Here is a 23,090-nt window from a genome sequence, read left to right as displayed (position 1 = left end):
GGCCGCCTCCAATCCCCCGTCGTGGTGTTGCCCGTGGCGGCGGCGCGCGCCGTCACGTGCCCCGGTAGCGGTCCACCACCGAGGTGAACTCGCCGACGAGGTGCTTCGTCACGGGTACCCCGGACGGTCCGCCGAGCAGGTCGGCCAGTTCGACGTCGCAGGCCACCCTGACCTTCACGGTGTCGACCGGGCCGCCCGGCAGGTCCAGCGTGCCCTTCTCGACCCGGACGTCCCCGTCGCGGCAGGAGACTCCCTGCTGGCGCAGCGCCGCGAAGGCGGAGTCCCTGGCCGACTGGTTCATCGCGCCCGGGTCGCGCTGGAGCGTGGCCGTGCGGGCCCCCGCACGGGCCGCGGCCTCGACCGTGGCCGCCGTCGTCTGCACCCGTCCGGCAGCGACGGCCAGCAGTACCAGGCCGACCACGGGCGGAACGACGATCGCCGCCTCGATGGCGATCCCGCCCCGGTCCCTCCTGCGCAGCCGCCACCGTCGCGCCGTCGCCGCCCAGGGCGACGCCGGTCTCACGGCTTCACCCCGGGTGGGACGAAGCGCTCGCGCGGCGCCTCGGCGAACTGGGTGATGCTGGGGGCGCGGAGCCCCGGTATCAGCAGCGGCGGCGTCAGCTCCACGGTGACCCGGATGGTCAGGGGCGTGCTGCCGTCCGTCCTCACCGAGTAGCCGTGCGCGCCCTGCCGGTCGAGGAAGTCCCGGGCCTGGCGCTGCGCCGCCTCGTTCTTCACCTCGTCCGTCGCGTTCCCCTGGACCCGACCGGCGTCCACGCCCTCGCGGGCGGCGGTGAGCGCGACCTGCCGGTCGAACCACCACAGCGAGGCCTGGACGACGAGCAGCAGGAGCAGCAGGACGACCGGGAAGACGATGGCGAGACTGACGCTCATCGACCCCCGGTCGTCCCTGCGGCGGAGAGGGCGGCGCATCACTTGGTGGCGCCGCCCGCGCCGCCCGGCATGTTCGGGTCCTGCTCCACCTTCTGAACGACCTTGTCCTTGAGCAGGTACAGCGCGGTCGCGACGGCACCCGCGACGAAGACCAACGCGATGATGGCGAGGGCCAGTTCGATGCTGATAGCGCCGCGGTCGCCGCGCGCGCGGGCGGCGCGCAGCCGGCCCAGCCGCAGCGTGAACAGCAGCAGCGCGAACTGCACCGGCAGCAGGACGGGTCGCAGCACCCGGCCGGCCAGCTGGGCGAGTCGTACGGTCATCGGGGTCTCCCGGGGCTGTGGCGATGTGGTGTGGTGTGGCGTTGTGTTGCGTTGTGCTACGTGCTCTGGTGTCAGCTGCTCGGCCGGGCACCTCAGTTGAGCATCTGGTGCAGTGCGGGGAAGACGATCAGGACCGTCATCAGCAGGGTCAGGGCGGCCCCCGGCGCGACCATCCGCTCGCTGTCGGCGTTGGCGCGGGCCAGGTCCTCGGCCAGGAGTTCGCCGCGCAGGCCCTTGGCGCGGGCCCGCAGGGTGTCGTACACGGCGGCGCCGTCGTTGCCGGACAGCCGCATGATGTCGGCCACGTCCTGCAGCGGGCTGAGCCCCAACTCCTCGGCCAGCGCGTCGAGTCCGGCCCACGGCGGAAGGCGGTCGGTGGCCGCGCGCTCGAGTGCGTCGCGGATCCGCCGGAACACCGCGCCCCGGCCGACCGCGGCGGCCCGGCGCAGCGCCTCGGCGGGCCCGCAGTCGGCGGCCCGCTCCAGTGCGACGAGTTCCAGGTAGGCGGCGATGCCGTGCAGGTACTCGGTGCGCGCCTCCTTCGCCTCGCCGCGCACGATGGCGTCCGGGACGAACCAGAGCAGGCCGGCCAGCAGCGGCCCGGCGACCAGCGGCAGCGCGAACGGCAGGCCGACGTCCATCAGCACGGCCATCGCGCCCAGGTAGGCGGGCAGCATCAGGCCGAGCGCGGCGAACAGCAGCTTGTGCACCATGAACCGGGCCGGGGTGCGGCCGATCAGGGAGAGTTCGCGGCGCGGTACGGAGACCCCCCGCAGGTGGACGGACCGCTCGCCGATCCGGTCGTACCAGCGCGGCCGCTCGTCCGGGTCCTGCGCGCGGTCGGCGGGGACGGCGTGCAGCCGGTCCAGCGCCTGGCGCAGGTCGGGCGGCGCGGGCCGGAGTTCGGCGACCAACAGGGCGACGCCACCGGCCGCGACGGCGCCGGCCAGCACGGACCAGGAGGAGATCACCGGACCTCCCCGAGCTGCTCGGCGGGCTTCTGCTCGCGCACCCCGGCGCCCGCCCGGCGCCCGCCGCGGCTGCGCCGGTCCGGCGTGAGCAGCCGGGGCACCGGCGGGTGGGAGGCCAGCGCCCGCATCCAGGCGATGATCGCCACGAACAGGGCGGCGACCACCGCGAGGACCAGCTGCCCGAGGAAGGTGCCGTACGGGCGGGTGTACTCGGTGTTGAAGGAGCCGACCGTGACGACCAGCACGATGATGCCGACCAGCCAGCGGATGGTGGTCCGGTGCTTGGCCCGGTCGGCCTCGATGGCGCGGCGCTGGCGGACCTCCTCGCGGACCGAGTCGGCCATGTCGGCCAGGGTCCGGGCCAGGCCGGGGCCACTGTCCCCGGCCCGCAGCACGAGCGCGGCGAGCACCTTGTCGGCGGTGGCGTCGGCGAGGCTGTCCGCGAAGGCGCGCAGCGCCTCCTCGGGCCGCCAGCGGGCCTGCAGCCGGGCGGCCAGCTCGCCGATCTCGTCCTCCAGGGCGGCGGGGGCGGTGCGGCGGCTGGTGACAATGGCCTGGTTGAGGCCGACACCGAGCAGCAGCACGTCGGCGATGCGCTGCGTCCATTCGGACAGTGCTTCGAGCCGCTCGATCCGGTGGGTGTCCGGCCGGGTGGTGTCGAACAGCCAGGGCAGGCCGAAGACGGCCAGCGGCACCAGCAGCGCGGTCAGCGGGATGCCGGTGAACAGCCAGGCCAGCGGCGCGCCGGCGAGCGCCAGCGGCAGTTGGACGCGGCGCAGCCGCACCATCCGCGGGGCGGCCGATCCGGGGGCGCCGTACCAGAACACGTGGGCGCGCCCGGCCAGCGGGTTGGGCCGCGCCGGCGCGTCCTCGTCGCCCGGCTCGCTGCCGCGGAACCACGCCACCAGGGCGACCAGTCCGCCCGCGACCGCCAGCCCGCACAGGGTGAACAGCAGCATCACCGTGCGCCACCCCCGATCCGAAGCTGCAGCGGGGTGGCCCAACTCCCGTACCGGGAGTCGAGCAGGGCGGCGTCGAAACCGGCCCGGCGCAGGTCGTCGAGGCACTGCGGCGGGGTGTGCGGGACGGCTCGCGGCTCGCCGAGGTCCGGCCGGGGGCCGAAGACGGTGTTCAGCGCGGGCCGGCCGCTCTCGCCGAGGCCGGTGACCTCCAGGACGTGGGAGACGAAGCGGTGCCGGCGGCCGCCGACGGCGGTCTCGTCGACCATGGCGACGTGCACGATGAGGTCCAGGGCGTTGGCGGTGAGCCGGTAGGCGAGCGAGTCGGTCATGTGCGAGCCGTATTCCAGGCAGAGTTCGGCGATGCGGTCGACCACCATGTGCGGACCGCGGGCATGCAGGGTGCACATCGAGCCGCCCTCGCCGTTGGTCATGACCCGCAGCATCGGGACGACCTCGCCGGAGCGCACCTCGCCGACGATGATCCGGGACAGCGTCATCCGCAGCGCCGCGGGGATGAGGTCGCCGATCGTCAACTCCCCGGCCAGGCGGCCCTCGACGCGTTCGCCGTTGCCCTCGCGGGCCTCCATCGGGACGACCTGGCGCAGGTGGCCGAGGGTGTGCAGCCAGAGCTCGAACTCCGACTCCAGGGTGCCGATCCGCTCGTCCGGCGGGATCTCGGCGGCCATCGCGCGCAGCAGGCTGGTCTTGCCGACGCCCTGGGTCCCGGTGATCATCACGTTCTTCCGGGCCCGGATCGCCGCGGCCAGGAACGCGGCCAGCGTACCGTCCAGGGTGCCGAGTTCGACCATCTCGGAGAGCGTCGCGGAGGCCACCCGGTGCCGGCGGATCGCCACGTACGGGCGGGGCGTCACCTCGGTGAGCGCCTGCAGGCGCATGCCGCCCTCCAGGCGCAGCGCGAGCGTCGGGCTGGCGGTGGACAGGCTGCGCTCACCGCCGCCGTGCTGGCGGGCCAAGTCCTGGAGCAGCTCGACGAGTTCGGTGTCGGTGTCGGCCACCGGCGGCACCTGGCGCAGGGGTTGGTGCACCTTGGAGACCCAGACGTCGTCGCAGCCGTTGATCAGGATGTTCTCGATCTCCGGGTCGTCCAGGTAGGGCTGGAGCCGGCCGGCCCGGAAGAGCAGGTCGAACACGGCCTCGGCGAGGGCGCGGTCCTGCTCCCGGGTGGGCGGGATGCCGTGGGTCTGTGCGTAGGCGTCGGACCAGCGGGCGACGGCCTCCTCGATCAGTGCCCGGCCGCGTTGGCGGCGGGTGGCACGATCCGGCTCGGAACCGGAGGTGGTGGTCAACCGGGTGATCTGCTGGTGCAGTTCGGCCGCGACCTGACGCTTGAGCTCCCGGGCGACCTGCGGGTCGACGGCCGGCCGGGTCGCGGCGCCGCGCACGTCCAGCGAGGGCAGCTGGGAGGGGACGGCGGTCGGCGTGACGGGGCCGGCGGCCACGGGCGGCGGCGCCACCGGGCCCGGCCGGTAGGCCTGGGGCGGGGCGACCGGGCCGGTCGCGTGCGCGGCGGGCGGAGCCTGAGCCGGCGCGGGCGCCGGCGTCGCGGCCGGTGTCGGAGCGGCCCAGGGCAGGGCGGCCGGGTCGGCCGCGGAGCGCTGGTGCAGGGGGCTACCGCGCACGGAGCACCTCCCCGGGATTGGGCGGGTACTGCCCGTTCACCTCGACCTGACCATTCGTCATCGATGCCTGCTGGGAGTTGTTCTGATCGTCGAGGCCGCCCCGGTCGCGGCGCTCGGCCTGCTGCGGCGACTGGACGTGCGCCGGGAACGGCGCCGGCGCGGCCGGCTGGGGGGCCAGCCCGGCGAGCGGCGCGACCGGCCCGGTGACGATCACCGGCGGGACCGGCTGCGGCGGGCTGTACGACGGCGGCTCGGCCTCGGCGGCTGCCTGCCGGTACGGCGGCTGGGCGAACCCGCCCTGCGCGTACCCCGCCTGCGCGTACCCCGCCTGGCCGTACCCCGCCTGGCCGTACCCGGCCTGCCCAGGCCCCGCCTGAGCGGACCCGACCGCGCCGTAGGCGCTCTGCCCGTGCGGATACTGCCCGTAGGCCGCCTGCGCAGGGCCGCCCTGCCCGGAGCCGCCTTGGACGTAGCCGGTCTGCCCGTAGCCGGTCTGGCCGTACGTGGTCTGGCCGTACGTGGCGGACGCGGGCGTCGGCACCGGCTGGGCGTGCACCGGACCAGCCGCCACCGGAGAAGCCGCCACCGGGGAAGCCGCCACCGGACCGGCCGCCCCCAACCGGGCCGGCGCCGGAGCCGGTTCGGCGGTCGGCGCGAGCCGCTGCCGCCTGCGGCGGACCAGCAGCTGCACCTCGTCCGCCGCCGACCGGGCCGTCCGCATCAGTTCGGAGCGGACGAACCGCCGGTCGGTGGTGTCGCCGCCGTCGGAGAGCACCTTCGCGGTGCGGGTGGCGTACGGCAGCACCCCGAGGACCGGCAGCCCGAGTTCGCGGGCCACCTCCGCCCGCGCGTACGGCCCCTCGGCGACCAGCAGCAGCCCGAGCGCGTCCGCGCCGGTGCCGGCGGAGGCCAGGTCCTCGGCGAGGGCGGCGAGCCGGGGCCGCACGGAGCTGAGCCCGCGCAGCGTCGTCCGGACGGTCGCGGCCACCACGTCGGCCCGGCGGGCGAGTACCGCGCTCGCGCCGGTGGCGCCGGAGCGGCCGAGGTCCACGATGACGTCGTAGCCCTGCTGTTCGATGCCGTGCAGCAGTTCGGCGAGCGGCTCCCAGGTGTAGGCGAGGCCGGGGGCCTGGGTGGGGTCGGTCAGCCCGGGCAGCAGCAGGCGCTGGGCCTCGCCGTCGGGCGACAGGTCGATCAGCTGTTCCCAGATGGTCTGGGCGAGGAGCCCGCGCCGGTCGGCGACGGCCAGGTTGCGCAGCCCGTACACCGCCTCGACCCGGCCCTCCAGGGCGCCGGCGAGCACCGCGCCGCCGTCCGGGTCGGCCTCGACCAGCAGGATCCGCCGGCCGGGCTGGAGCGGCCAGGCCAGCAGCAGCGCCAGCGCAGCCGTGGTCGCGCCGGGCGCGCCCGGGCCGCCGACCACCGCGATCACCGCCATCAGGCGCCTCCCGTCGCGGCCGGGGCCCCGGGCGTGCCGGCACCGCCGGACGGCGCACCCGAAGGCGCCCCGACGGACGGCGCGCCGCTCGGGGCGGGGCTGGGCGCGGCGCCGCCGCCCGGACCCCCGGTCGTGGTGCCGCGCGGCGCCAGCAGCACCTGGATCCGGCCGCTCGCCACCCACTGCGCCAGCCGGGGCCCGTCCGCCGTGCCGACCGCGACGTCGATCACCTGGCTGCCGTCGGTGTCCACCCGGCCGACGGTGATCACCGTCGCGGGCAGCGAGTCGGCCCGCCCGTTGTCGGGCGTGTAGACCACGACCAGCTGCACCCCGGGCTGGAGGCGGCTGGCGGGCAGTTGGCTGCGCTTGGCCGACACGCCGACCACGATCTGCCCTGGCTGGACGGTGAGGCCCTGGGCCAGGTCGCCGCCGGTGAGCATGGCGCCGCGCTTGAGGTCGGTGGCGGCGCGCATGCCGACGGCCTTCGTCCGGTCCTGGGCGGACAGCGGGTGCAGTGCCGGGTCGCCCGCGATCCGGGCCACCACCAGGTCGTCCTCGGTGATCACCTGCCCCCACGGCACGTCCCGGGCGAGCGCCAGCACCGCGACCCGCTGGCCGGTGCTGTCGTAGAGGACGGCCCCGCCCAGGCCGCCGGCCGCGATCAGCGCGACCGCCATCGCCAGCACGGCCGGGCGCCGCCGCCTCGCCCGCATGGTCCGCCCGGGCGCGTGCGGCGCCGTCCGCCCGCGGCCCTGGCCGGCGGCGCCGCCCGGCTCCGGCTGTTCCGGGAGCGCCACGGACGCGCCGGCGCCCGCGGGTGTGCCGGATCCCGGCGTCGCGTACGTACGGTTCTCCACCGGGTTCCGCCTTTCCCTCGTTCGTCTCTGGATCGTCAGTGGTCGGATCGCCGCCGTGGCGGGCTCAGTTGAGCACCTGCACCTCGGCGACCCTGAGTCGGAAGACCGGGCTGGTCTGCTTGATGCCGCCGATCTTGAAGGTCCTCGGGTTGGGCCCGCCGGTGACGACCACGGTGGCTTCCCAGTTCATCGTCACCGTGGCGGCGAAGACCCCGTCCTTCTGCTTGCCTGAGCTGGTCTTGAACACGAAGCCGCAGTCCGGTGACCGGGCGCCCTCGTACTTGGGCTCGTACGGCGTGCCGGCCGTCGCGCAGGACGTCTTGAGGCCGTCCCCGAAGTCCCAGTCCGCCCGCACCGGCTTGGGGGTGACGGTGACGGAGATGCCCTGCACCGCCGCCGTTCCGGGCGCCGGTGTCGCGGCGTGGTCGGCCCAGAGCCAGACCGGCGAGTTGACGACCGCGGTGCCGTCCGGCGCGACCCGGCCGACTGGCTTCCCGAAGACGACCTGCTCCCTCGCCGACTCGATGGCCATGGCCTCGGCGTCCGGCGCGGGCCCGTTCTCCGACCTGGGCACGAAGACGATCTCGGCCCCGTCCTGGCCCCCGCCCGTCTGCGGGCAGACCTTCGAGTAGAGCGAGCCGTCCTTCGGGTCGTGTCCGTCCCATGCCGGGTCGCCCGCGGCCGGGGGGTTGTCCAGTGCGCGGAAGTAGCAGCCCTTGTCGCTGTTGAACCAGCCCAACTGCGGGTCGTGGCAGGCCCAGGGGACGTCGTGGTAGCTGCACAGCTGCGGGCCGGTGTCCGCACCTCCGCCGCCCCCGCCGCCCGGTTTCGTGGATCCCGGCACGGGCGTCTTTCCGCCGGAATTGGCGTCCGCACAGATCACGTTCGGGAAACACTGCTCGGCTCCGCCGCTGGGCGGTTCGTCCGCCGTCGCGGCCACTGCCGAGGACAGCAGCAACCCGACCGACATCGACGCCGCGGCCGCGATTCGCCGGGCCGGTTTCCGCGCGTTCAGCATGTCCGGTCCACCTCCCGTGTGAACTCGTAGATCAGCCAATGTGCTTGGAACATGCGCAGGGACGCCTTCGCGACGTAGCGGTTCAGCCGCTGCCCCGGATCCTTGGTGGCCCCGGTGGCGGCATCGACGCGGTGCCAGGCCGTCAGGTCGACGCAGTCCTCGATCACGGCGGTCTGCGGATCGGCTTTCAGGTCGATGGCCTCGACCACCGGCGAATTGCGCGGCGTTCCGGTCATCACCGCTTTGGCGTCCCGGAGTTGGCGGAGTCCGACCAGGGTGTCCGACAGGGCCCGGCCGGAAGAGTACTGCTCCAGTGTGTACCCGTCCGAATCCGGCCGTCCGAAAACCTCGGCCTGGACCTCCCACCAGTCCTGATACGCCTTCAACGCGACCCGGCCCATGGCCCCTTCCGGCCCTTCGGTCGGCGCGATCGTGGCGTTTACCGAACCACCCGAAGGAGTTACCGGGTTCACTCCCGCAACAGTGGGCACAGCCGTCCCCAGGTGATCGACGGAACCGCCGGCCCCGCCACCCGCGCAAGCACCGAGCAACAACACCAGAACCGCCCCGCCGAGCCCAACCGCCCCGGGGCGCACCACATTTCCGCGCTGCCGCATCGCCCACCTCGTCGCGACCGACCCGATCCGTGATCTACGGCCGCCGGAAGAATTCCGTCGTCCCGCCGGGCTTTCCGCTGGGGATCGATTCTTCGCCAACCCACCCCATCACGGCAACACCTCAGGCCCCCTGACCTTACGTGGAAGGCGGTTCCGTCGGGGCACTTTCCCGCCACAGAACGGCCAACAGTTCTTCGGAAAGCGACAATCCGGCCAATGCGCCCCGAACTGCGGCCCGATTGCGCATCAACAGGCGCCCGCCCTGCGGCGGAACGAGCAGGCGCGCGCCCGGCGCACCCGAACTACCGACCGACTCCCGCCCGTCCGTCAGCGCCGCCACGGCGGGCTGGAGGTCCAGTGGGGCGACGGCCGCCGGAGCCCCCGGGACGCCGTCGCGCAGGACGGCGGTGAGGGCCCGGCTGAACGAGCCGTCACCGCCCGGCAGCACGGCGTCCCGGCCGCGTCTGCCCGGGGCGTAGCGCCCGACCCGGCCCCACAGGGGGACGCGCGGGAAGCTCAGCAGTTCGCCGGCGCCGTCCTCGCCGCCGCCGCGCTCCAGCGCCGCCCAGGTGTCCCGGTCGGCCACCGCGTCGACCAGCAGCAGCGCCTCCTCCTGGTCGCCGTGCACCATCGCGCTGACCACCCAGTCCCAGGCCAGGCCCCGGCGGTAGGCGTTGTCGGCGGTGCTCCCGCCGGTGACCAGGGCGAGGCGGCGCCCGCGCGGATCGGCCACCAGCTGCCCGACCAGGCAGACCACCAGCCAGCGTCCGGGGTGCTGGGCCGCGTCCCGGACGGCGGTGAGCATCGCGTTGGCGTCCGCGTCCGGCGGCGCGGTGGTCAGCCGGCAGCCGGCCGCGCCGGTGTCGAAGAACATTCCGGGCAGCACCTCGGCGAGCAGCCCGGCGCCGGCCGACGCGAGCGCCGAACCGCCGAAGGCCCGCTCGGGTCCGCCGTGCGCCCCGATCACCACCAGATCGACCCCGCCCGCCATCCGTCCCCCCTCCTGGCCGCCCCGGCACCCGGGGCCGGCACCCGCCGCCGCGGTCGGCCGCCGCGCGGTTCGCGGGCGAGCCACCGTGCGCGGCACCGATCCGTCTCCGCGTCACTGTTGCGCCGCCGGGCAGGCTACCGCCCCGGCCGGCCGCCGCCGGGGCTCCCGACCCGACTCCTCAGGGACCATGGGCCCTATCGACGCGGTCGGCGACCGGAGGACGATCGGACGCATGGAGCGTGAGGACTGCGTGGAGACCCTGGGCGAGGCCGAGTGCCTGCGGCTGCTCAGCACCGTGCCCGTCGGACGCGTGGTGTACACCGAGCACGCACTGCCGGCCGTCCTGCCGGTCTCCTTCGAGGTCCTGGACGGGCGGCTGGTGCTCGCCGTGCGCCGGGGAAGTGCCACCGCGCGCGGGCTTGACGGCACCGTGGTGGCCTTCCAGGCCGATCGGCTGGACCCGGTCACCCGCACCGGCTGGAGCGTGCTGGTGCACGGCCGGGCCGACGCGGTGCGCGATCCCGAACAGGTGCGACGGGTGCTGCGCTCCGGCCTGCGGCCGTGGGTGTGCGACCCGGAGCCGCTGTTCGTGGCGCTGGTGCCGGAGCTGGTGAGCGGCCGGCGCCTGTCCCCGACCGGGCAGGGCAGCCCGGGGTACGCCGCGCTGCGCCCCTGAGCACCGGCGCCCCTCCCTCGCCCCCTCGCCGCCCGACACCTCGGCTCTCCCCCGACCTCGGCCCCCTCGGCGCCGGATTTCGCCCGCGGGATCTTCGGGCTCCTGACAGATACCAGCGGGTAGGCATACGCTTCCGGCGTCCTGGCCCCCTCCCGGGGCCCGTCCCCCTCCAGGAGCGCACCGTGACGACCTTCGCCTCCCTCGCCGAGTTGACCGCCGCCGTCGGCACCCAGCTGGGCACCAGCGAGTGGCACACCATCGAGCAGCGGCAGATCGACCTGTTCGCCGAGGCGACCGGCGACCACCAGTGGATCCATGTGGACCCGGAGCGGGCGAAGGAGAGCCAGTTCGGCTCGACCATCGCGCACGGCTATCTGACCCAGTCGATGATCCCGGTGCTGGCGAAGGAGTGCTACGCCGTCGAGGGCGTGCGGATGGCCCTGAACTACGGCTCCGACAAGGTGCGCTTCCCGGCCCCGGTGCCGGTCGGCACGGCGATCCGCGCGACGGCCGAGCTGCTCTCGACCAGTGAGGTGCCCGGCGGCGTCCAGGCCGTGGTGCGGTTCACGATCACGAGCGAAGGGAGCGCCAAGCCGCACTGCGTGGCAGAAACGATCACCCGCTTCTACGCCTGACCGAAGAGGGCGCAGGGCCCGGCCGGGTACGCCGATTGGACCGCGCCGGGCCCTCCACCAGGTCCGGACGGCCCATGGCGAGTAATCTCCGACGAGATGGTTGTCGTATCACGAGGGCCCCACCCGCCACTGCGATACGCGCCCCGGGCACGCCCGGTAGCCGTGACCGTCCTTGGAGGAGCCGTGCCCCGCCCCGCCCCGTGGTTCTCCCGCCTCGCCGGTCTGACCTCGCAGTTCGCCCCGCCCTCCGCCGGCACCGCCGCCGAGCTCGCCGCCGACCGCGCCGTCCCCGGATTGGCCGGGCTGCCCCGGGCCGCCTGGCACCGGGTCCGGGCCGACGCCTTCGGCGCCGAACCCCGGGGCGAGCGGCTGGCCCGGATCCGCCGCTCCCCGAACTTCGCCGACGGCGCCTTCCGCAACCCGGTGCCGACCCGCCGCCTGGTGTACGAGCGCAGCCCGCTGGAGATCACCCGCGCCCAGCTCAGCGGGGACAAGACCCGCCGGGCACCGGCCGCCGCCGTACCGGTCCACCGGCTGCTCCCGGCCGACCTGGCCGCACCGCCGGAGTCCGGACTGCGGCTGACCTGGCTGGGCCACGCCACCGTGCTCGCCGAGATCGGCGGACGGCGCGTCCTCATCGACCCCGTCTGGGGCGAGCGCTGCTCCCCGTTCGCCTGGACCGGGCCCAAGCGGCTCCACCCGGTGCCGCTTCCGCTGTCCGAACTCGGGCCGGTGGACGTCGTCGTGGTCTCGCACGACCACTACGACCACCTCGACATGGCCACCGTCCAGGCGCTGATCGGGACGGGCACGGTGTTCGCCGTGCCGCTCGGCGTCGGCGCGCACCTGGAGCACTGGGGCGTGCCGGTCGACCGGATCGTCGAGCTGGACTGGTGGGAGTCGGCCGAGGTCGCCGGACTGACCCTGACCGCCACGCCCGCCCGCCACTACTGCAGCCGGGGGCCGCGCACCAGTTCCCTGTTCCTGTGGGCCTCCTGGGTGGTCTCCGGCGGCGGGCACCGGATCTTCCACAGCGGGGACACCGGCTACTTCCCCGGGTTCGCCGAGATCGGCCGGCGGCTCGGCCCGTTCGACGCGACCATGGTGCAGGTCGGCGCGTACAGCGACTTCTGGCCCGAGGTGCACATGACGCCCGAGGAGGGCGTGCAGGCGCACCTGGACCTGGGCGGCGAGCTGCTGCTGCCGATCCACTGGTGCACCTTCAACCTCGCGCTGCACCCCTGGGAGGAACCCGTCGAACGGGTGGTCGCCGCCGCCCGGGCGCTCGGCGCCCAGATCGCGGTCCCCCGCCCGGGCAAGCCGTTCGAACCCACCGACCCGCCCGCCCTCCGCCTCTGGTGGCGCGCCGTCACCGCTTCGCCGGTCGGCACCGAGCCGCCGACCGGGGCAGCCGAGGAGGCCGAGACGCCGAAGGCGGCCGGGACGGCAGGGACAGCAGGACCGGCCCCCTCGACGAGCGAGGCACGCGAACAGGTAACAGAGCTCAGCGAACAGATTTCAAAATCTGTTCGCTGAAAGTTGTCATCTGACATCTGACATCTCCCATCCGTCACCTGTCATCCGTTCGTTGCCATCCGCGCCATCCCTGCACCCCCGCCCTCCGACCGTCCCCAGCTCCCCGGACTGGAACGCGTTCTACCGACCCCTCGCTCCGCGCCACCGTTACCCACGTCACACCACCGGACGGTTGGGTTCTGCCACTATGGCCCCGTGACCGACCTGACCGAACCGCACGTCCTGGCCGCCGGGGCCGCCCGGCCGACCGGACCGTTCGCCGAGCTGCTGGAGATCGAGCGGCTGGACGAGAACACGTTCCGGGGCTTCTGCCACGCCGGCGCCCCGATGCGCGCCTTCGGCGGCCATGTCGCCGCGCAGGCCCTCGTCGCCGCCGGCCGCACCGTCGAGGACCGCCGCCCGGTGCACTCGCTGCACGGCTACTTCCTCCTTCCGGGCATCCCGGCCCTGCCGATCGACTACCTGGTCGAGCGGGTGCGCGAGGGCTTCTCGTACACCACCCGCCGGGTCACGGCGGTCCAGGACCGGAACGAGATCTTCTCGCTCACCGCCTCCTTCAAGCACCCCGAGCCCGCCGCCGACCGCCACCGCGCGATGCCGCCGCTGCCCGGCCCGGAGTCCCTGCCGGACGCCGTGGCCCACGCACCCGACGACGTCCGCCGGACGGTCGCGGCGACCGGCGGCTTCAACGACCTCGACGTGCGCTTCGTCCCGCCGGGCGCCCCGGGCGTGCCGCCGGCCGTCCCCGGCCTGCTCCAGCATTTCGTCTGGATGCGCACCGCCTCCCCGCTGCCGGGCGACGACCCGCTGCTGCACGCCGGCGCGCTCGCCTACCTGTCCGACCTCACCCTCGCCTCGACCGCCGGGCTGAACGAGCAGCCGAACTTCTTCCAACGCACCGCGCCGCCCACGCTGCTGATGGCCTCGCTGGACCACGCGATGTGGTTCCACCGCCCGTTCCGGGCCGACGAGTGGCTGCTGTTCGCCCAGCGCAGCCCGTCCGCCTCGGACGGCCGGGGCCTGGCGCTCGGCGAGTTCTACGACCTGGGCGGCCGGCTGGTCGCGTCCGCCGTCCAGGAGGCCCTGATCCGCAGGCAGTCGTAGCGCCGCCGCACCCCGGTGACCCGCGGGCGAACGGAAGGGAGCCGGTCGGCGTCATACTCCTGAGCGGTCCCGGCCCGTATCATGGTGCGGGTGACCAAGGTTGACCTGTCACCACGGCCGGTGGAGGCGATGTCTCCACGTCAGCTCGAACGCCGCGAAAGCCTGATAGCGGCCGCGCTCGCCCTGGTGAACGAGATCGGCGTCGAGCGGCTGCAGATGAAACAGGTCTGCGAGCGGTCCGGAGTCGCACTGGGGACGGCGTACCGCTACTTCTCCTCCAAGGACCACCTCCTGGCTGCGGCGATCGCCGAGTGGCACCGCCTGCTGCTGGCCGACCTGGTGGCCGAGCTGCGCGGGCCCCGGGCCGGGCCGGGCGCGACGGACCGGGCGGTGCGCTTCGTCCGGGGCGGGATGCGGGCCTACCAGCGGCAGCCGGAGCTCGCCAGGCTGCGGGTGTCCGTGGCCGCCTCCACCGACCCGTTCGCCAGCGAGGCGCTGCAGGGCATGGCCCGGGCCGACAGCACCGCCCTGCAGGCGGTGACGGCGGAGGTGCCGGCCGCCGCGAGCGACCTGGTGCGGCACATCGTCGCGCATGCCTGGCAGGGCGAGCTGACGGCCTGGGTGACCGGCCGCACCACCCTCGGGGACGCGCGGCGGCGCCTGGAGGACGTGGTGCGGCTGGTGCTGAACCCGTACGAGACGCGCTATCCGGCCCCGTACGAGGTCCAGTCCACCGGCTGAACCCGGGCGGGCTCAGACCACCGTCACCGGGTGGGCCACCACCGCACCGAACAGGTAGCCCTCCCGGTTGAACGCCTCCCGCTCGGGCTGGGTGTTGCCCCGGCGGTCCGTCGCGCGGGCGCGCAGCTCGTACCGGCCGGGCCGCTCGGGGCGCCAGTCGACGCTCCAGCGCGTCCAGTCGTCGGCGTGCGACCCGCCGTGCAGTTCGGCGCGCCGCCACGTCCGGCCGCCGTCGGAGCTCACGTCGACCCGGCGCACCGCCGCCGCGCCGGACCACGAGCGCCCGTGCAGCCGGTGGACGCGGCCGGCCTCCAGCACCGCGTCCGGGGCCAGCTCGAAGGCGCTGCGGACCACCTGGACGGTGAGCGGCGCGCCGCCGCCCGGCGGGTGGTCCGGGCCGAACATCCGGTAGAAGTCGGTGTTCCAGGGCGAGTGGAGCGGGTGGTCGGCCACCTCGATGGTGCCGACCCACTTGATCGAGGCGATGCCCACCCAGCCGGGCACCACCAGCCGCAGCGGCGCGCCGTGGTCGGGGGTCAGCGGCTCGTCGTTCATCTCGTAGGCGAGCAGCGCGTCGTCCAGCGCCTTGGCGAGCGGCAGGGGCCGGCGGACCGGGCCGTGGTTGACCCCGTCGACCACGTAGTCCGCGTCGAGGCCGGTCGGCAGCACGTCGACCGCCCCGCCGGTCAGTCCGGCCGCGCGCAGCACTTTGGCCAGCCGCACGCCCCGCCAGCGGGCCGAACCGATCCCGCCGAGCGCCCACGGCGTGCCCGGGACGCACTGGCCCTGCTGGCGGCGGAAGTAGTCGCGGCCGTTGCCCGCGCACTCGATCACCGCGCTGATCCGGGTCGCGGGCAGCGCCCGGAGGGCGGCCAGGTCGAACTCCACCGGCCGCTCCGGCGTCGGCGCGCCGCGCAGGCCGCTGCCGAACAGCCTCAGCCGCCAGGTGTCGGGGTCGATCAGCGGCGTGCTGGTGTGGTTGCGGACGAAGAACCGCTCCACCGGCACGTGGCGACCGACGACGGACGCGCCGTCGGCGTCGCGCAGTGCGTCCCAGCGCATCTCGGCGTTGGTGCCGTGCGGGACGAACCACTCGACGGGCAGCGGCTTGACGATCCCCGGCGGGGCGCCGGCGGACGTGGGGATCCCGGACGGGGGGATCGCAGGCGTGCTGCCTCCGAGCGTGACGTTGCCGGACGTGACGGTTCCGGGCGTGACGGTTCCGAGCGTGACGTTCCCGGACGTGACGGTTCCGGGCGTGACGTTTCCGGACGTGACGTTTCCGGACGTGACGTTTCCTGACATGGAGCCTGGGCACCTCCTCGGCGACCGCCCGGCCCGGGGTGACGCCGGCGCGGCCGACCCGGGCACGGTGGGCACCCCGGCGGCGGAGATTCGTTCGTGCGGTGTTCGAACGGCATCCCACCGTCCCAGCGTAGGGGCTCCGCCGCGCGCTGTGACCCCCGCCACCCGTCGCACACCCGGCCCCGGACCGGCGGCGCGTCGTTTCGGCCGTTCCCCGCCCCCTGGCCGCCCCACTGGCACGGCCGCCGGCCCGTCCCGCTTCCGCAGGCCGCGCGGCCTGCGGGACGCCGTCCGGGTCGCTGTCCGGGTCGCTGTCCGGGTCGCTGTCCGGCTTCGCCCTCGGGAAGATGCCCGGATGGCTGTCCGGATCACTGTCGGCGATCCGAGCACACGGCGCTGACCAGCTCATACGCCCCACTCCGGGCGGGTGGGGCGTATGCGGCCAACCGACGCCCAACCCCCGTCCGGACTTCACCCGCGCGTACCGACCGTTCACGCCGCCCTGGAAACCTCCCTGTCATGAACGCCAGCCCTCAGGCGCCTTACCAGGAACCGCGCTTCCCCCTCCCGCAGCGGCACCGCCGCCTCCTCGCCTGCACCGCCGTCCTCGCCTCCATCGCCCTCGGCACCCTGGGCGTCGGCGCCACCGTGGAAACCGTCGATCACGGGCCCCTCGCCGGCGTCACCGCCAGCAAGTAGCCGCCGCTACCCGCCTCACATCCGCGCCCCCACCACCCGCCACCGCGCTCCCGGCATCACCGCCCCGGCACGCCGCCCCGGCACCGCCGGCCCGCACTGCGGACGCGGTGCTTCCGCGTTCGCGGAGGCCGCGACCTCCCCTAGGCCCGCTGTTCGGTGCGAGGGGCCGACGGGGAGGTGACCGGCGGGACGGGGCGGGAGTGGCGGCCGGTGCCGGGGGTGGGTCGGAGGTCGGCGGCCGGGGCGAAGCGGGCGGCGTGCGGACGCAGGTGCCAGGTCGGGGGCCGCTTGGGCTGGGGGGTGGGGGTGATCAGGCCGAGGCGGTGGAGCAGGTCCAGGGCGTCGCGGCGCAGGGCCGTGCGGTCGCAGAGGTAGCGGGCCGGGAGGCCGTAGTCGTCGGCGATGTCGCCGAGGACGCCGTCTATCAGCGCGTCCGGGATCGGGGCGTCGCCGTCGGCGCTCTCGCCGGGCAGCGGGCGGACCTCCTCGACCAGGCACTCGACCAGCAGTTGGGTGGCCTGGGCGAGGGTGCCGGCGCCGGGGAGGGCGAGGTCGGTGAGTTCGGCGGCCGGGTCGAGCAGGGCGACGCCTTCGGCCCGCAGCTCGACCTCCAGGCCGAGGAACTCGGCGAGCGCGGCCGGACCGCTCAGCCGGTGCTCGTGCAGCCAGCCGCGGTGGCTCTCGGGGAGGTCGGCGGTGAGGACGGCGGGCGTCTCGGCGAGCAGGCGGCGTACGGCGGTGGCGGGTTCGGCCTCGGATGCGCGGCGGATGAGGTCGGCGGCGTCGGCGGCGAGGGCGGGCGGGCCGGCCGGGACGGCGCGGGCGAGTTCGCGGTCCACGGTCAGGACGAAGGTGTCGTCGGCGGGGTCGGCCGGCAGGTCGCCGAGCACCTGCCACCCGGCCAGCGCGGCCAGCGCCATGTCGACCTCGCCCGGGTCGGCGGCCAGGCCGGGTGCGGCGGTGCGCATGGCGTCGAGCAGCCGCCGGTACCCGAGCCGCTCCGGGGCGTCGACCAACAGTGCCAGGGCGAGGGCGAGTTGGGCGTAGGCGCCCGGGGTGAACGGAGTTCCGGTGGCGGGGTGTTCGAGACGGCGGGCGGCGCCGGCACCGAGGCCTGCCTTGCAGAGCCGGGCGTGCCAGGGCCCCACGTCGAGCCGGTAGCCGAGCAGGGTGTCGAAACGTTCGGCGAGCCAGGCGCGGTGACGGCGGATCAGGGGGAAGCCGTCGGCGTGCGGGCCGGAGGCGGTGACCAGCGGGTGGGCGAGCAGCAGCCGTGCGGCGATCCGCCGTTCCGCGACGGGGAGTTCCTCGCCGGGCAGTTCCGCAACGGGCAGTCCCGCGACGGGCAGTTCCGCGACGGGGAGGCCTTCGCCGGAACGATCCTGCGTGGCCTGCGGCGGCTGCGGCCACGCGTCGACGGGCGCCTCCGGCATCACGCGGATGCGCTCGGGCTTGCGGTGCCTGCCGGGCCTGCCCGGCTTCGCACCTGAGCGGACGACGGGCAGCGCGGAATCGTCACGGCGGGCACGGCGCAGGCCGCCCTCGCCGCCCGACTCGCGGGCCCCACGCGGGCGCGGGGACGCGGCGGCATGGACGGTGGGCCCGTGCCACCAGCTGACGTCGGGGTCGGCGGGCGCGGCGGGTGCGCCGAGGTGGCGGGCGGGGTAGAGGCCGAAGGAGGCGGCGCAGAGGTCGTCGGCGGTGCCGGGTGCGGCGGCGGCGAACCAGTGGGCCAGCCGGAGCAGCCCCGGGTCGGGCGAAAGGGCGGCGCTGCTGGAGACACCGGTGGCCTGCGGGTCGTCAGCACCGCAGGAGGGAGCGGCTTCGCGTACGGCGAGGACGGCGGCGGCGGTTCCCCGTCCCGCCCCGCCCGTGCGTCCGTCCGGCCTGCCGGCGGCCACCCGGGTGGCGCCGACCGCGTAGTCCTGCTGATCCATGTCGGGATCCAGACTAGACGGTGCCCGGGTCACCCGGTGGCAGCAACCGCCCTCCTGCGGAAGTCTCCGCAGGAGCCCTCGAACCGGCCGCCCGCCCTCCGTTCCCGGCCCCCTCCTGCGGGCTCCACGTCGTCACCCGCCGTGCCCCGCCCGGGTTACGCACCGGTAACCCGGCCTTTCGCCGCCCGTCCGGCTCCCTTAGGGTCGGTGCGATCCCCCATCGTCCGACCGCCGGAGGCCGCAGCAGCATGAGTATCCGTACGACCACCCGCGCCGTCCTCGGCGCGCGCCTGCGGTCGGCCAGCGGCCTGCTGGGCGGCTTCGCGGTCACCTCGGCGGCGCATCTGGGCTCGATCCTGTCCGGTGCCTCCGTGGTGCAGAACGCCACCAAGCCGGCCCTGATGCCGCTGCTGGCCGCGCACAGCGTGGCGGCGGCCAGGGCGGCCGGGCGGGAGGCACCGAAGCTGCTGGCGCCGGCGCTGCTGCTGAGCGCGGGCGGGGACGTGCTGCTCCAGCTGAAGAACGATCCGGCCTTCCTCGCGGGCATGGGCTCCTTCGCGGCGGCGCACGTCTGCTACGTCACGATGTTCGTCCGCCGGGGCGCGCTCACCGACCGCCGACGGGCCCTGGTGGTCGCGGCGGCGTACGCGACGGCCTGGGTGACCCTGGTAGGCCGGCTCTGGCCGGACCTCGGGGACCTGCGGATCCCGGTGGCCGGCTACAGCCTGCTGCTCGCCTCGACGGCCGTGACCTCGGCCGGGCTGGGCCTGCGGACCGGGCTGGGCGGAGCGCTGTTCCTGCTCTCCGACACGCTGATCGCCACCAAGCTGGCCAAGTGGCGGGAGCTTCCGGGGCATCAGTTCTGGATCATGGCGACCTACGTGCTGGCCCAGTACCTGCTGGCCGGCGGCATGCTCGCGCACGAGGACGGGCGCCTGCGGCAGGACGGCGCCACCCGGCAGGCCGGGGCCGCGCGGACGGAGCGCCCGGCGGGCCCGGTGCCCCGGACCGTCTGACACACCGCCGCGCCGCCGGTCCCGTCAGGATCCGGCGGCGCGGCACAGGGGCGCGGCGGGGCGGGGGCCGTCAGGCACCGCGCCTCCGCAGCAGCCAGAATCCGCCGAGGCCGCCCGCGACCAGCGCGAGGCCACCGGCCAGTTCCCCCGGATCGCCCGCGACCGAGCCGCCGAGACCGGTCTTCACGGCGCCGTGCGGGGCGACCTGCTGGCTGCCGGCTCCCGATTGCCCGAGCGAACCGGCCCACTCCCCCGCCGCCTCGCTCCAGCCGCCGAGGCCCTTGTCGGGGGTGGCGGCCGCGACGCCGGCGACCGTCACGGTCGTGGAGAAGGCGCCGCGGTCCGGGCAGGTGCCGTCGATCTTGCTGTCGCCGCTGTGCTGGGAGTTGAGGCGGGCGGAACCGGCGTGCTTGCCGTCGGGGCCCAGGGTGAGGGTCGCCGGCCCGCCCTCGAAGGCGGCGGAGCGGGCGGTGATGGTCTTGGCTTCGGGCTTGTCCGACTTCTCACAGGAGACCGTGACCGTCACGGTCTGGCCCGGTGCGGCCTGGGACGGGCTGACCGAGGCCGCGCCGTCCCTGGCGGAAGCGAGGGGGGCCGTCAGGCCGGTCAGTGCCGTCGCGCCGATCAGGGCGGCGGCGGCCGTACGCGTGCGGCGCATGCCGGAACCTCCGGGATTCTCGGGCGCGGCCGGGGACTCCCATGTCCACGTGGTCGATCAACCGCACCCGGTCATTCACCGACGGTAGGCACGCGTCGTGCGCCCAGCCAGCGCTCAGGACCGTTCGAGTTACCGGCCGTCACGCACGGTGACTCACTCCCATGGCTTCCGGGGTGCTCACAGGTCGAGGTCGACCACGACCGGCGCGTGGTCCGACGTGCCCTTGCCCTTGCGGGCCTCCCGGTCGACGTAGCTGTCGGTGACGGCGTCGGCGAAGGCCTTGTTGGCGTAGGTGAGGTCGATCCGCATGCCCCGGTTCTTGGGGAAGGCGAGCTGGCGGTAGTCCCAGTAGGTGTAGGGGCGGTCGTACTTGAGCGGGCGCGGCACGACGTCCTGCAGCCCGATCCCGCCGAGGGCCTCCAGCGCGGCGCGCTCGAGCGGGGTGACGTGGGTGAGGCCCTCGAAGGCGGCGACGTCGAAGACGTCCTCGTCGGTCGGGGCGATGTTGAAGTCCCCGAGGACGGCGAACGGGCGGGAGCCGGCGGCGTCCTCGACGGAGGCCGCGCGCAGCGCCTCCAGCCACTCCAGCTTGTAGTGGTAGTGCGTGTGGCCGACCTCGCGGCCGTTGGGCACGTAGACCGACCAGACCCGGACCGGGCCGCAGGTGGCGGCGATGGCGCGCGGCTCGACGTCCGGCAGCAGCGCGCCGTCGGCGAGGTACCCGGGCTGGCCGGGCAGGCCGCGCACGACGTCCTCCAGGCCGAGCCGGGAGACGATGGCGACGCCGTTCCAACGGCCGGTGCCGTGCGCGGCCGTCTCGTAGCCGAGCTCGCGGACCTCGTCGTACGGGAAGGCGTCGGCCGCGCACTTGAGTTCCTGCAGGCAGAGCACGTCGGGCTTGGCGCTCTCCAGCCACTCCAGGAGCTTGGGCAGCCGCGCGGTGACGGAGTTGATGTTCCAGGTGGTGATGCGGACGGTCACGGCGGGCGGCCTTCCCGGTGGTTCGGTACGGACGGGGTGGGCCACCCCTCGCGGGAGGAGCCCACCCCGAACATACCGTCCGGCACTGACGATCCGGACGGCCCCGGCGCCCGGCCGCCGGACCGGTCAGCGCGCGGGCCGCACCACCGCCGCCGAACCGCCGCCGCGCCGAACGGGTTCGGCGGCGGCCACCCAGCGGCCGTCCGGCAGCCGTTCCACGCCGGTGGCGGCGCCGATCTCGCCGCCGTTGGTGAAGCTGTGCCCGAGGGCCTCCAGCCCGGCTCGCTCGGGCAGTGCCAGGAAGGCGGGCTCGGCCGGGGTCGTGGCGGTGTTGCGCTGGCTGGCGCGCGGTGCGGCGATGGCCTGCTCCAGGCTCAGGCCCCGGTCGAGGCGGCCGAGCAGCACCTGCAGGGTGGTGGTGATGATGGTCGCGCCGCCGGGGCTGCCGGTGGCGAGGAACGGCTCGCCGTCGCGCAGTACGACGGTCGGGGACATCGAGGAGCGCGGCCGCTTGCCCGGGCCCGGCAGGTTGGGGTCGGGGACGCCGGCGGCGAGCGGGGCGAAGTCGAAGTCGGTGAGCTCGTTGTTGAGCAGGAAGCCCCGGCCGGGGACGGTGATGCCGCTGCCGCCGGTCTGCTCGATGGTCAGGGTGTAGGAGACGATGTTGCCCCAGCGGTCGGCGACCGTCAGGTGCGTGGTGTTGGGGCCCTCGTAGGGCTCGGGGAGGGTCCGGCCGGTGTCGGCGCAGTCGGCCGGGTGGCGCGGGTCGCCGGGGGCGAGGGGGCTGGTGAGGGCATGGTCGGGGCTGATCAGGCAGGCCCGGGAGGCGGCGTAGCGCTCGGAGAGCAGCTGCTTGGTCGGGACGTCGACGGCGGCCGGGTCTCCGACCCAGCGGTTGCGGTCGGCGAAGGCGATCCGGGAGGCCTCCAGGAAGTGGTGGTAGTACTGCGTGTCGCTGTACGTCGAGGCGTCGCCGCCGTCCTCCAGGATGTTGAGCGCCTCTCCGACCGTGGTGCCGCCGGAGCTGGAGGGGGCCATCGAGTAGACGTCGTAGGCGCCGTGGGAGACGTGGGTGGGCGCCTGGTCGCGGACCCGGTAGGCGGCGAGGTCGGCGGTGTCGACCTTGCCGGGGCGGGCGTTGCGGCCGGAGGCCGGGTCGACCGGGGGGTGCTGCAGGGTGTTGACGATGTCCTGGGCCAACGGGCCCTGGTAGAAGGCCTTGACGCCGTCCTTGGCGAGCAGCCGGTAGGTGGCGGCGAGGTCCGGGTTGCGCAGGACGGTGCCGACCTCGGGGGGCTTGCCGTCGGGCAGGTAGAGCTTCGCGGTGGCCGGGAAGTCCTTGAACCTGGCCTGGTTGTCGGCGGTCTGGCTGCGGAAGGTCCCGTCCACGACGAAGCCGTCGTCGGCGATCCGCTCGGCGGGTTCGAGGTTGCGGGCGAGCGAGCGGGTGCCCCACTGCCGCAGTGCGGCGTCCCAGGTGGCCGGGGTGCCGGGGACGCCGACGGACAGGCCGCTGGTGACGGCGTCGGCGAAGGCCAGCGGCTTGCCGTCCTCCAGGAACAGTCCGGTGTCGGCGCCGCGGCCCGCCGTCTCGCGGCCGTCGATGGTGTGCACCCGGCCGGTGGCGTGGTCGTAGTAGACGAAGTACCCGCCGCCGCCGATGCCGGAGGAGTACGGCTCGGTGACCCCGAGGGCCGCTGCGGCGGCGACCGCCGCGTCCACCGCGTTGCCGCCCTTGCGCAGCACCTCGATGCCGGCGGCGGTGGCGTCGGCGTCGACGGTGGCCACCGCGCCGCCCCAGCCCACCGCCTCGGGCGCCTTGGGCGGCGGGGCCGCCGCGCCGGCCGGCAGCGCAGTGGACCAGACCAACGCGGTGGTGAGCAGCAGTGGTGGTACGAGACGGGTCAGAGCCCTCATCCGAGTCCTCCTGGGTCGACGTCAACCCAGTTGTTCCACAGGAGAGATGATCCGACAACCACACCACGTCATTACCAACCGGTAGTTGACGGAGCGACAGCACCCGGGCGTCAGCCACCCGAGCCCACCCCGCCGTCAACCCCACCCGGCCCACACCCCGCCCCCACCCCGGCC

At 74.9% G+C, this 23,090-nt stretch carries 23 protein-coding genes; 7 read left to right on the top strand and 16 right to left on the bottom strand.

The genetic code is table 11. The features are described from left to right. Nucleotides 1–52: 52 nt before the first annotated feature. The 11 genes from IF30_RS0124780 to IF30_RS0124735 form a co-directional block, all read right to left on the bottom strand. On the bottom strand, nucleotides 53–523 hold the full coding sequence (locus IF30_RS0124780; protein ID WP_107054508.1) for a TadE/TadG family type IV pilus assembly protein: 471 nt from the start codon (nucleotides 521–523) through the stop codon (nucleotides 53–55). Next, nucleotides 520–894, bottom strand: coding sequence for a TadE/TadG family type IV pilus assembly protein (locus IF30_RS0124775; RefSeq protein WP_037901115.1), 375 nt, complete (start codon nucleotides 892–894; stop codon nucleotides 520–522). The genes IF30_RS0124780 and IF30_RS0124775 overlap by 4 nt, the downstream gene beginning before the upstream one ends. Nucleotides 895–932: 38 nt before the next feature. Then, nucleotides 933–1,217, bottom strand: coding sequence for a hypothetical protein (locus tag IF30_RS41950; RefSeq protein ID WP_037901112.1), 285 nt, complete (start codon nucleotides 1,215–1,217; stop codon nucleotides 933–935). Nucleotides 1,218–1,309: 92 nt separating this feature from the next. Next, nucleotides 1,310–2,188, bottom strand: a complete 879-nt coding sequence (locus tag IF30_RS0124770) for a type II secretion system F family protein (RefSeq protein ID WP_051711062.1) — start codon at nucleotides 2,186–2,188, stop codon at nucleotides 1,310–1,312. Continuing rightward, on the bottom strand, nucleotides 2,185–3,147 hold the full coding sequence (locus tag IF30_RS0124765) for a type II secretion system F family protein (protein WP_063752768.1): 963 nt from the start codon (nucleotides 3,145–3,147) through the stop codon (nucleotides 2,185–2,187). Before IF30_RS0124765 ends, IF30_RS0124770 begins: the two co-directional genes overlap by 4 nt. After that, nucleotides 3,147–4,790 carry a CpaF family protein gene (locus IF30_RS0124760; protein WP_234322831.1) on the bottom strand — a complete coding sequence of 548 codons (1,644 nt, stop codon included), beginning with the start codon at nucleotides 4,788–4,790 and terminating at the stop codon, nucleotides 3,147–3,149. The genes IF30_RS0124765 and IF30_RS0124760 overlap by 1 nt, the downstream gene beginning before the upstream one ends. Next, nucleotides 4,780–6,228 (bottom strand): hypothetical protein, encoded by a 1,449-nt coding sequence (locus IF30_RS50625; RefSeq protein WP_063752766.1) that lies wholly within the window; start codon nucleotides 6,226–6,228, stop codon nucleotides 4,780–4,782. The genes IF30_RS0124760 and IF30_RS50625 overlap by 11 nt, the downstream gene beginning before the upstream one ends. Next, nucleotides 6,228–7,085 carry an SAF domain-containing protein gene (locus tag IF30_RS0124750; RefSeq protein WP_051711060.1) on the bottom strand — a complete coding sequence of 286 codons (858 nt, stop codon included), beginning with the start codon at nucleotides 7,083–7,085 and terminating at the stop codon, nucleotides 6,228–6,230. Before IF30_RS0124750 ends, IF30_RS50625 begins: the two co-directional genes overlap by 1 nt. 64 nt (nucleotides 7,086–7,149) lie before the next feature. Further along, entirely contained in the window at nucleotides 7,150–7,929 is a 780-nt protein-coding gene (locus tag IF30_RS0124745; protein WP_158835450.1) for a hypothetical protein, read from the bottom strand. A gap of 167 nt (nucleotides 7,930–8,096) precedes the next feature. Beyond that, nucleotides 8,097–8,576: a hypothetical protein gene (locus IF30_RS0124740; RefSeq protein ID WP_158835448.1), complete on the bottom strand. Its 480-nt coding sequence runs from the start codon at nucleotides 8,574–8,576 to the stop codon at nucleotides 8,097–8,099. 280 nt (nucleotides 8,577–8,856) lie between these two features. Continuing rightward, on the bottom strand, nucleotides 8,857–9,711 hold the full coding sequence (locus IF30_RS0124735; RefSeq protein ID WP_030242442.1) for a hypothetical protein: 855 nt from the start codon (nucleotides 9,709–9,711) through the stop codon (nucleotides 8,857–8,859). 232 nt (nucleotides 9,712–9,943) lie between these two features. Between IF30_RS0124735 and IF30_RS0124730 the strand changes: the two genes are divergently transcribed. The 5 genes from IF30_RS0124730 (at nucleotide 9,944) to IF30_RS0124710 (ending at nucleotide 14,403) form a co-directional block, all read left to right on the top strand. Next, on the top strand, nucleotides 9,944–10,387 hold the full coding sequence (locus tag IF30_RS0124730) for a pyridoxamine 5'-phosphate oxidase family protein (RefSeq protein WP_037901109.1): 444 nt from the start codon (nucleotides 9,944–9,946) through the stop codon (nucleotides 10,385–10,387). Nucleotides 10,388–10,569: 182 nt separating this feature from the next. Then, a complete protein-coding gene (locus IF30_RS0124725) occupies nucleotides 10,570–11,022 on the top strand; it encodes a MaoC family dehydratase (protein WP_030242437.1) in 453 nt (150 codons plus the stop codon). 294 nt (nucleotides 11,023–11,316) lie between these two features. Then, the gene (locus tag IF30_RS0124720) at nucleotides 11,317–12,558 is read left to right on the top strand and encodes an MBL fold metallo-hydrolase (RefSeq protein WP_030242435.1); all 1,242 of its coding nucleotides are present in this window, start codon (nucleotides 11,317–11,319) and stop codon (nucleotides 12,556–12,558) included. 195 nt (nucleotides 12,559–12,753) lie between these two features. Next, nucleotides 12,754–13,662 (top strand): acyl-CoA thioesterase II, encoded by a 909-nt coding sequence (locus tag IF30_RS0124715; RefSeq protein ID WP_324605651.1) that lies wholly within the window; start codon nucleotides 12,754–12,756, stop codon nucleotides 13,660–13,662. Nucleotides 13,663–13,752: 90 nt separating this feature from the next. After that, entirely contained in the window at nucleotides 13,753–14,403 is a 651-nt protein-coding gene (locus IF30_RS0124710; protein ID WP_030242429.1) for a TetR/AcrR family transcriptional regulator, read from the top strand. A 12-nt stretch (nucleotides 14,404–14,415) separates the two neighbouring features. Here the strand turns inward: IF30_RS0124710 and IF30_RS0124705 are convergent, their stop codons facing one another. Then, nucleotides 14,416–15,708: a sulfite oxidase gene (locus tag IF30_RS0124705; RefSeq protein WP_051711056.1), complete on the bottom strand. Its 1,293-nt coding sequence runs from the start codon at nucleotides 15,706–15,708 to the stop codon at nucleotides 14,416–14,418. A 519-nt stretch (nucleotides 15,709–16,227) separates the two neighbouring features. Between IF30_RS0124705 and IF30_RS0124700 the strand changes: the two genes are divergently transcribed. Continuing rightward, a complete protein-coding gene (locus IF30_RS0124700) occupies nucleotides 16,228–16,407 on the top strand; it encodes a hypothetical protein (protein ID WP_030242426.1) in 180 nt (59 codons plus the stop codon). Between the two features lie 140 nt (nucleotides 16,408–16,547). On the opposite strand, the gene IF30_RS43905 is transcribed toward IF30_RS0124700, so the two are convergent. Beyond that, nucleotides 16,548–18,344, bottom strand: a complete 1,797-nt coding sequence (locus IF30_RS43905; protein WP_051711054.1) for a DUF2398 family protein — start codon at nucleotides 18,342–18,344, stop codon at nucleotides 16,548–16,550. Nucleotides 18,345–18,592: 248 nt separating this feature from the next. Between IF30_RS43905 and IF30_RS0124690 the strand changes: the two genes are divergently transcribed. Further along, a complete protein-coding gene (locus IF30_RS0124690) occupies nucleotides 18,593–19,360 on the top strand; it encodes a lysoplasmalogenase (protein WP_051711052.1) in 768 nt (255 codons plus the stop codon). A 70-nt stretch (nucleotides 19,361–19,430) separates the two neighbouring features. Here the strand turns inward: IF30_RS0124690 and IF30_RS43900 are convergent, their stop codons facing one another. The 3 genes from IF30_RS43900 to ggt form a co-directional block, all read right to left on the bottom strand. Next, nucleotides 19,431–20,018 (bottom strand): hypothetical protein, encoded by a 588-nt coding sequence (locus IF30_RS43900; RefSeq protein ID WP_030242419.1) that lies wholly within the window; start codon nucleotides 20,016–20,018, stop codon nucleotides 19,431–19,433. A 177-nt stretch (nucleotides 20,019–20,195) separates the two neighbouring features. Beyond that, nucleotides 20,196–20,999 (bottom strand): exodeoxyribonuclease III, encoded by an 804-nt coding sequence (locus tag IF30_RS0124680; protein ID WP_030242416.1) that lies wholly within the window; start codon nucleotides 20,997–20,999, stop codon nucleotides 20,196–20,198. 126 nt (nucleotides 21,000–21,125) lie between these two features. Further along, a complete protein-coding gene (gene ggt, locus IF30_RS0124675; RefSeq protein WP_030242414.1) occupies nucleotides 21,126–22,916 on the bottom strand; it encodes a gamma-glutamyltransferase in 1,791 nt (596 codons plus the stop codon). Nucleotides 22,917–23,090 lie beyond the last annotated feature (174 nt).

It is taken from the genome of Streptomyces sp. NRRL S-350 (genome assembly GCF_000719705.1).
Classification (GTDB): domain Bacteria; phylum Actinomycetota; class Actinomycetes; order Streptomycetales; family Streptomycetaceae; genus Kitasatospora.
Note: the sequence above shows the minus strand (reverse complement) of the source record. Positions and strands in the feature narration are given on the sequence as shown.

Coding starts and splice junctions, on each gene's coding strand:
- IF30_RS0124775 (WP_037901115.1), bottom strand. CDS start 894: ATGAGCGTCAGTCTCGCCATCGTCTTCCCGGTCGTCCTGCTGCTCCTG.
- IF30_RS41950 (WP_037901112.1), bottom strand. CDS start 1,217: ATGACCGTACGACTCGCCCAGCTGGCCGGCCGGGTGCTGCGACCCGTC.
- IF30_RS0124765 (WP_063752768.1), bottom strand. CDS start 3,147: ATGCTGCTGTTCACCCTGTGCGGGCTGGCGGTCGCGGGCGGACTGGTC.
- IF30_RS50625 (WP_063752766.1), bottom strand. CDS start 6,228: ATGGCGGTGATCGCGGTGGTCGGCGGCCCGGGCGCGCCCGGCGCGACC.
- IF30_RS0124735 (WP_030242442.1), bottom strand. CDS start 9,711: ATGGCGGGCGGGGTCGATCTGGTGGTGATCGGGGCGCACGGCGGACCC.
- IF30_RS0124730 (WP_037901109.1), top strand. CDS start 9,944: ATGGAGCGTGAGGACTGCGTGGAGACCCTGGGCGAGGCCGAGTGCCTG.
- IF30_RS0124705 (WP_051711056.1), bottom strand. CDS start 15,708: ATGTCAGGAAACGTCACGTCCGGAAACGTCACGTCCGGAAACGTCACG.
- IF30_RS0124700 (WP_030242426.1), top strand. CDS start 16,228: ATGAACGCCAGCCCTCAGGCGCCTTACCAGGAACCGCGCTTCCCCCTC.
- IF30_RS43905 (WP_051711054.1), bottom strand. CDS start 18,344: ATGGATCAGCAGGACTACGCGGTCGGCGCCACCCGGGTGGCCGCCGGC.
- IF30_RS0124690 (WP_051711052.1), top strand. CDS start 18,593: ATGAGTATCCGTACGACCACCCGCGCCGTCCTCGGCGCGCGCCTGCGG.
- IF30_RS43900 (WP_030242419.1), bottom strand. CDS start 20,018: ATGCGCCGCACGCGTACGGCCGCCGCCGCCCTGATCGGCGCGACGGCA.
- ggt (WP_030242414.1), bottom strand. CDS start 22,916: ATGAGGGCTCTGACCCGTCTCGTACCACCACTGCTGCTCACCACCGCG.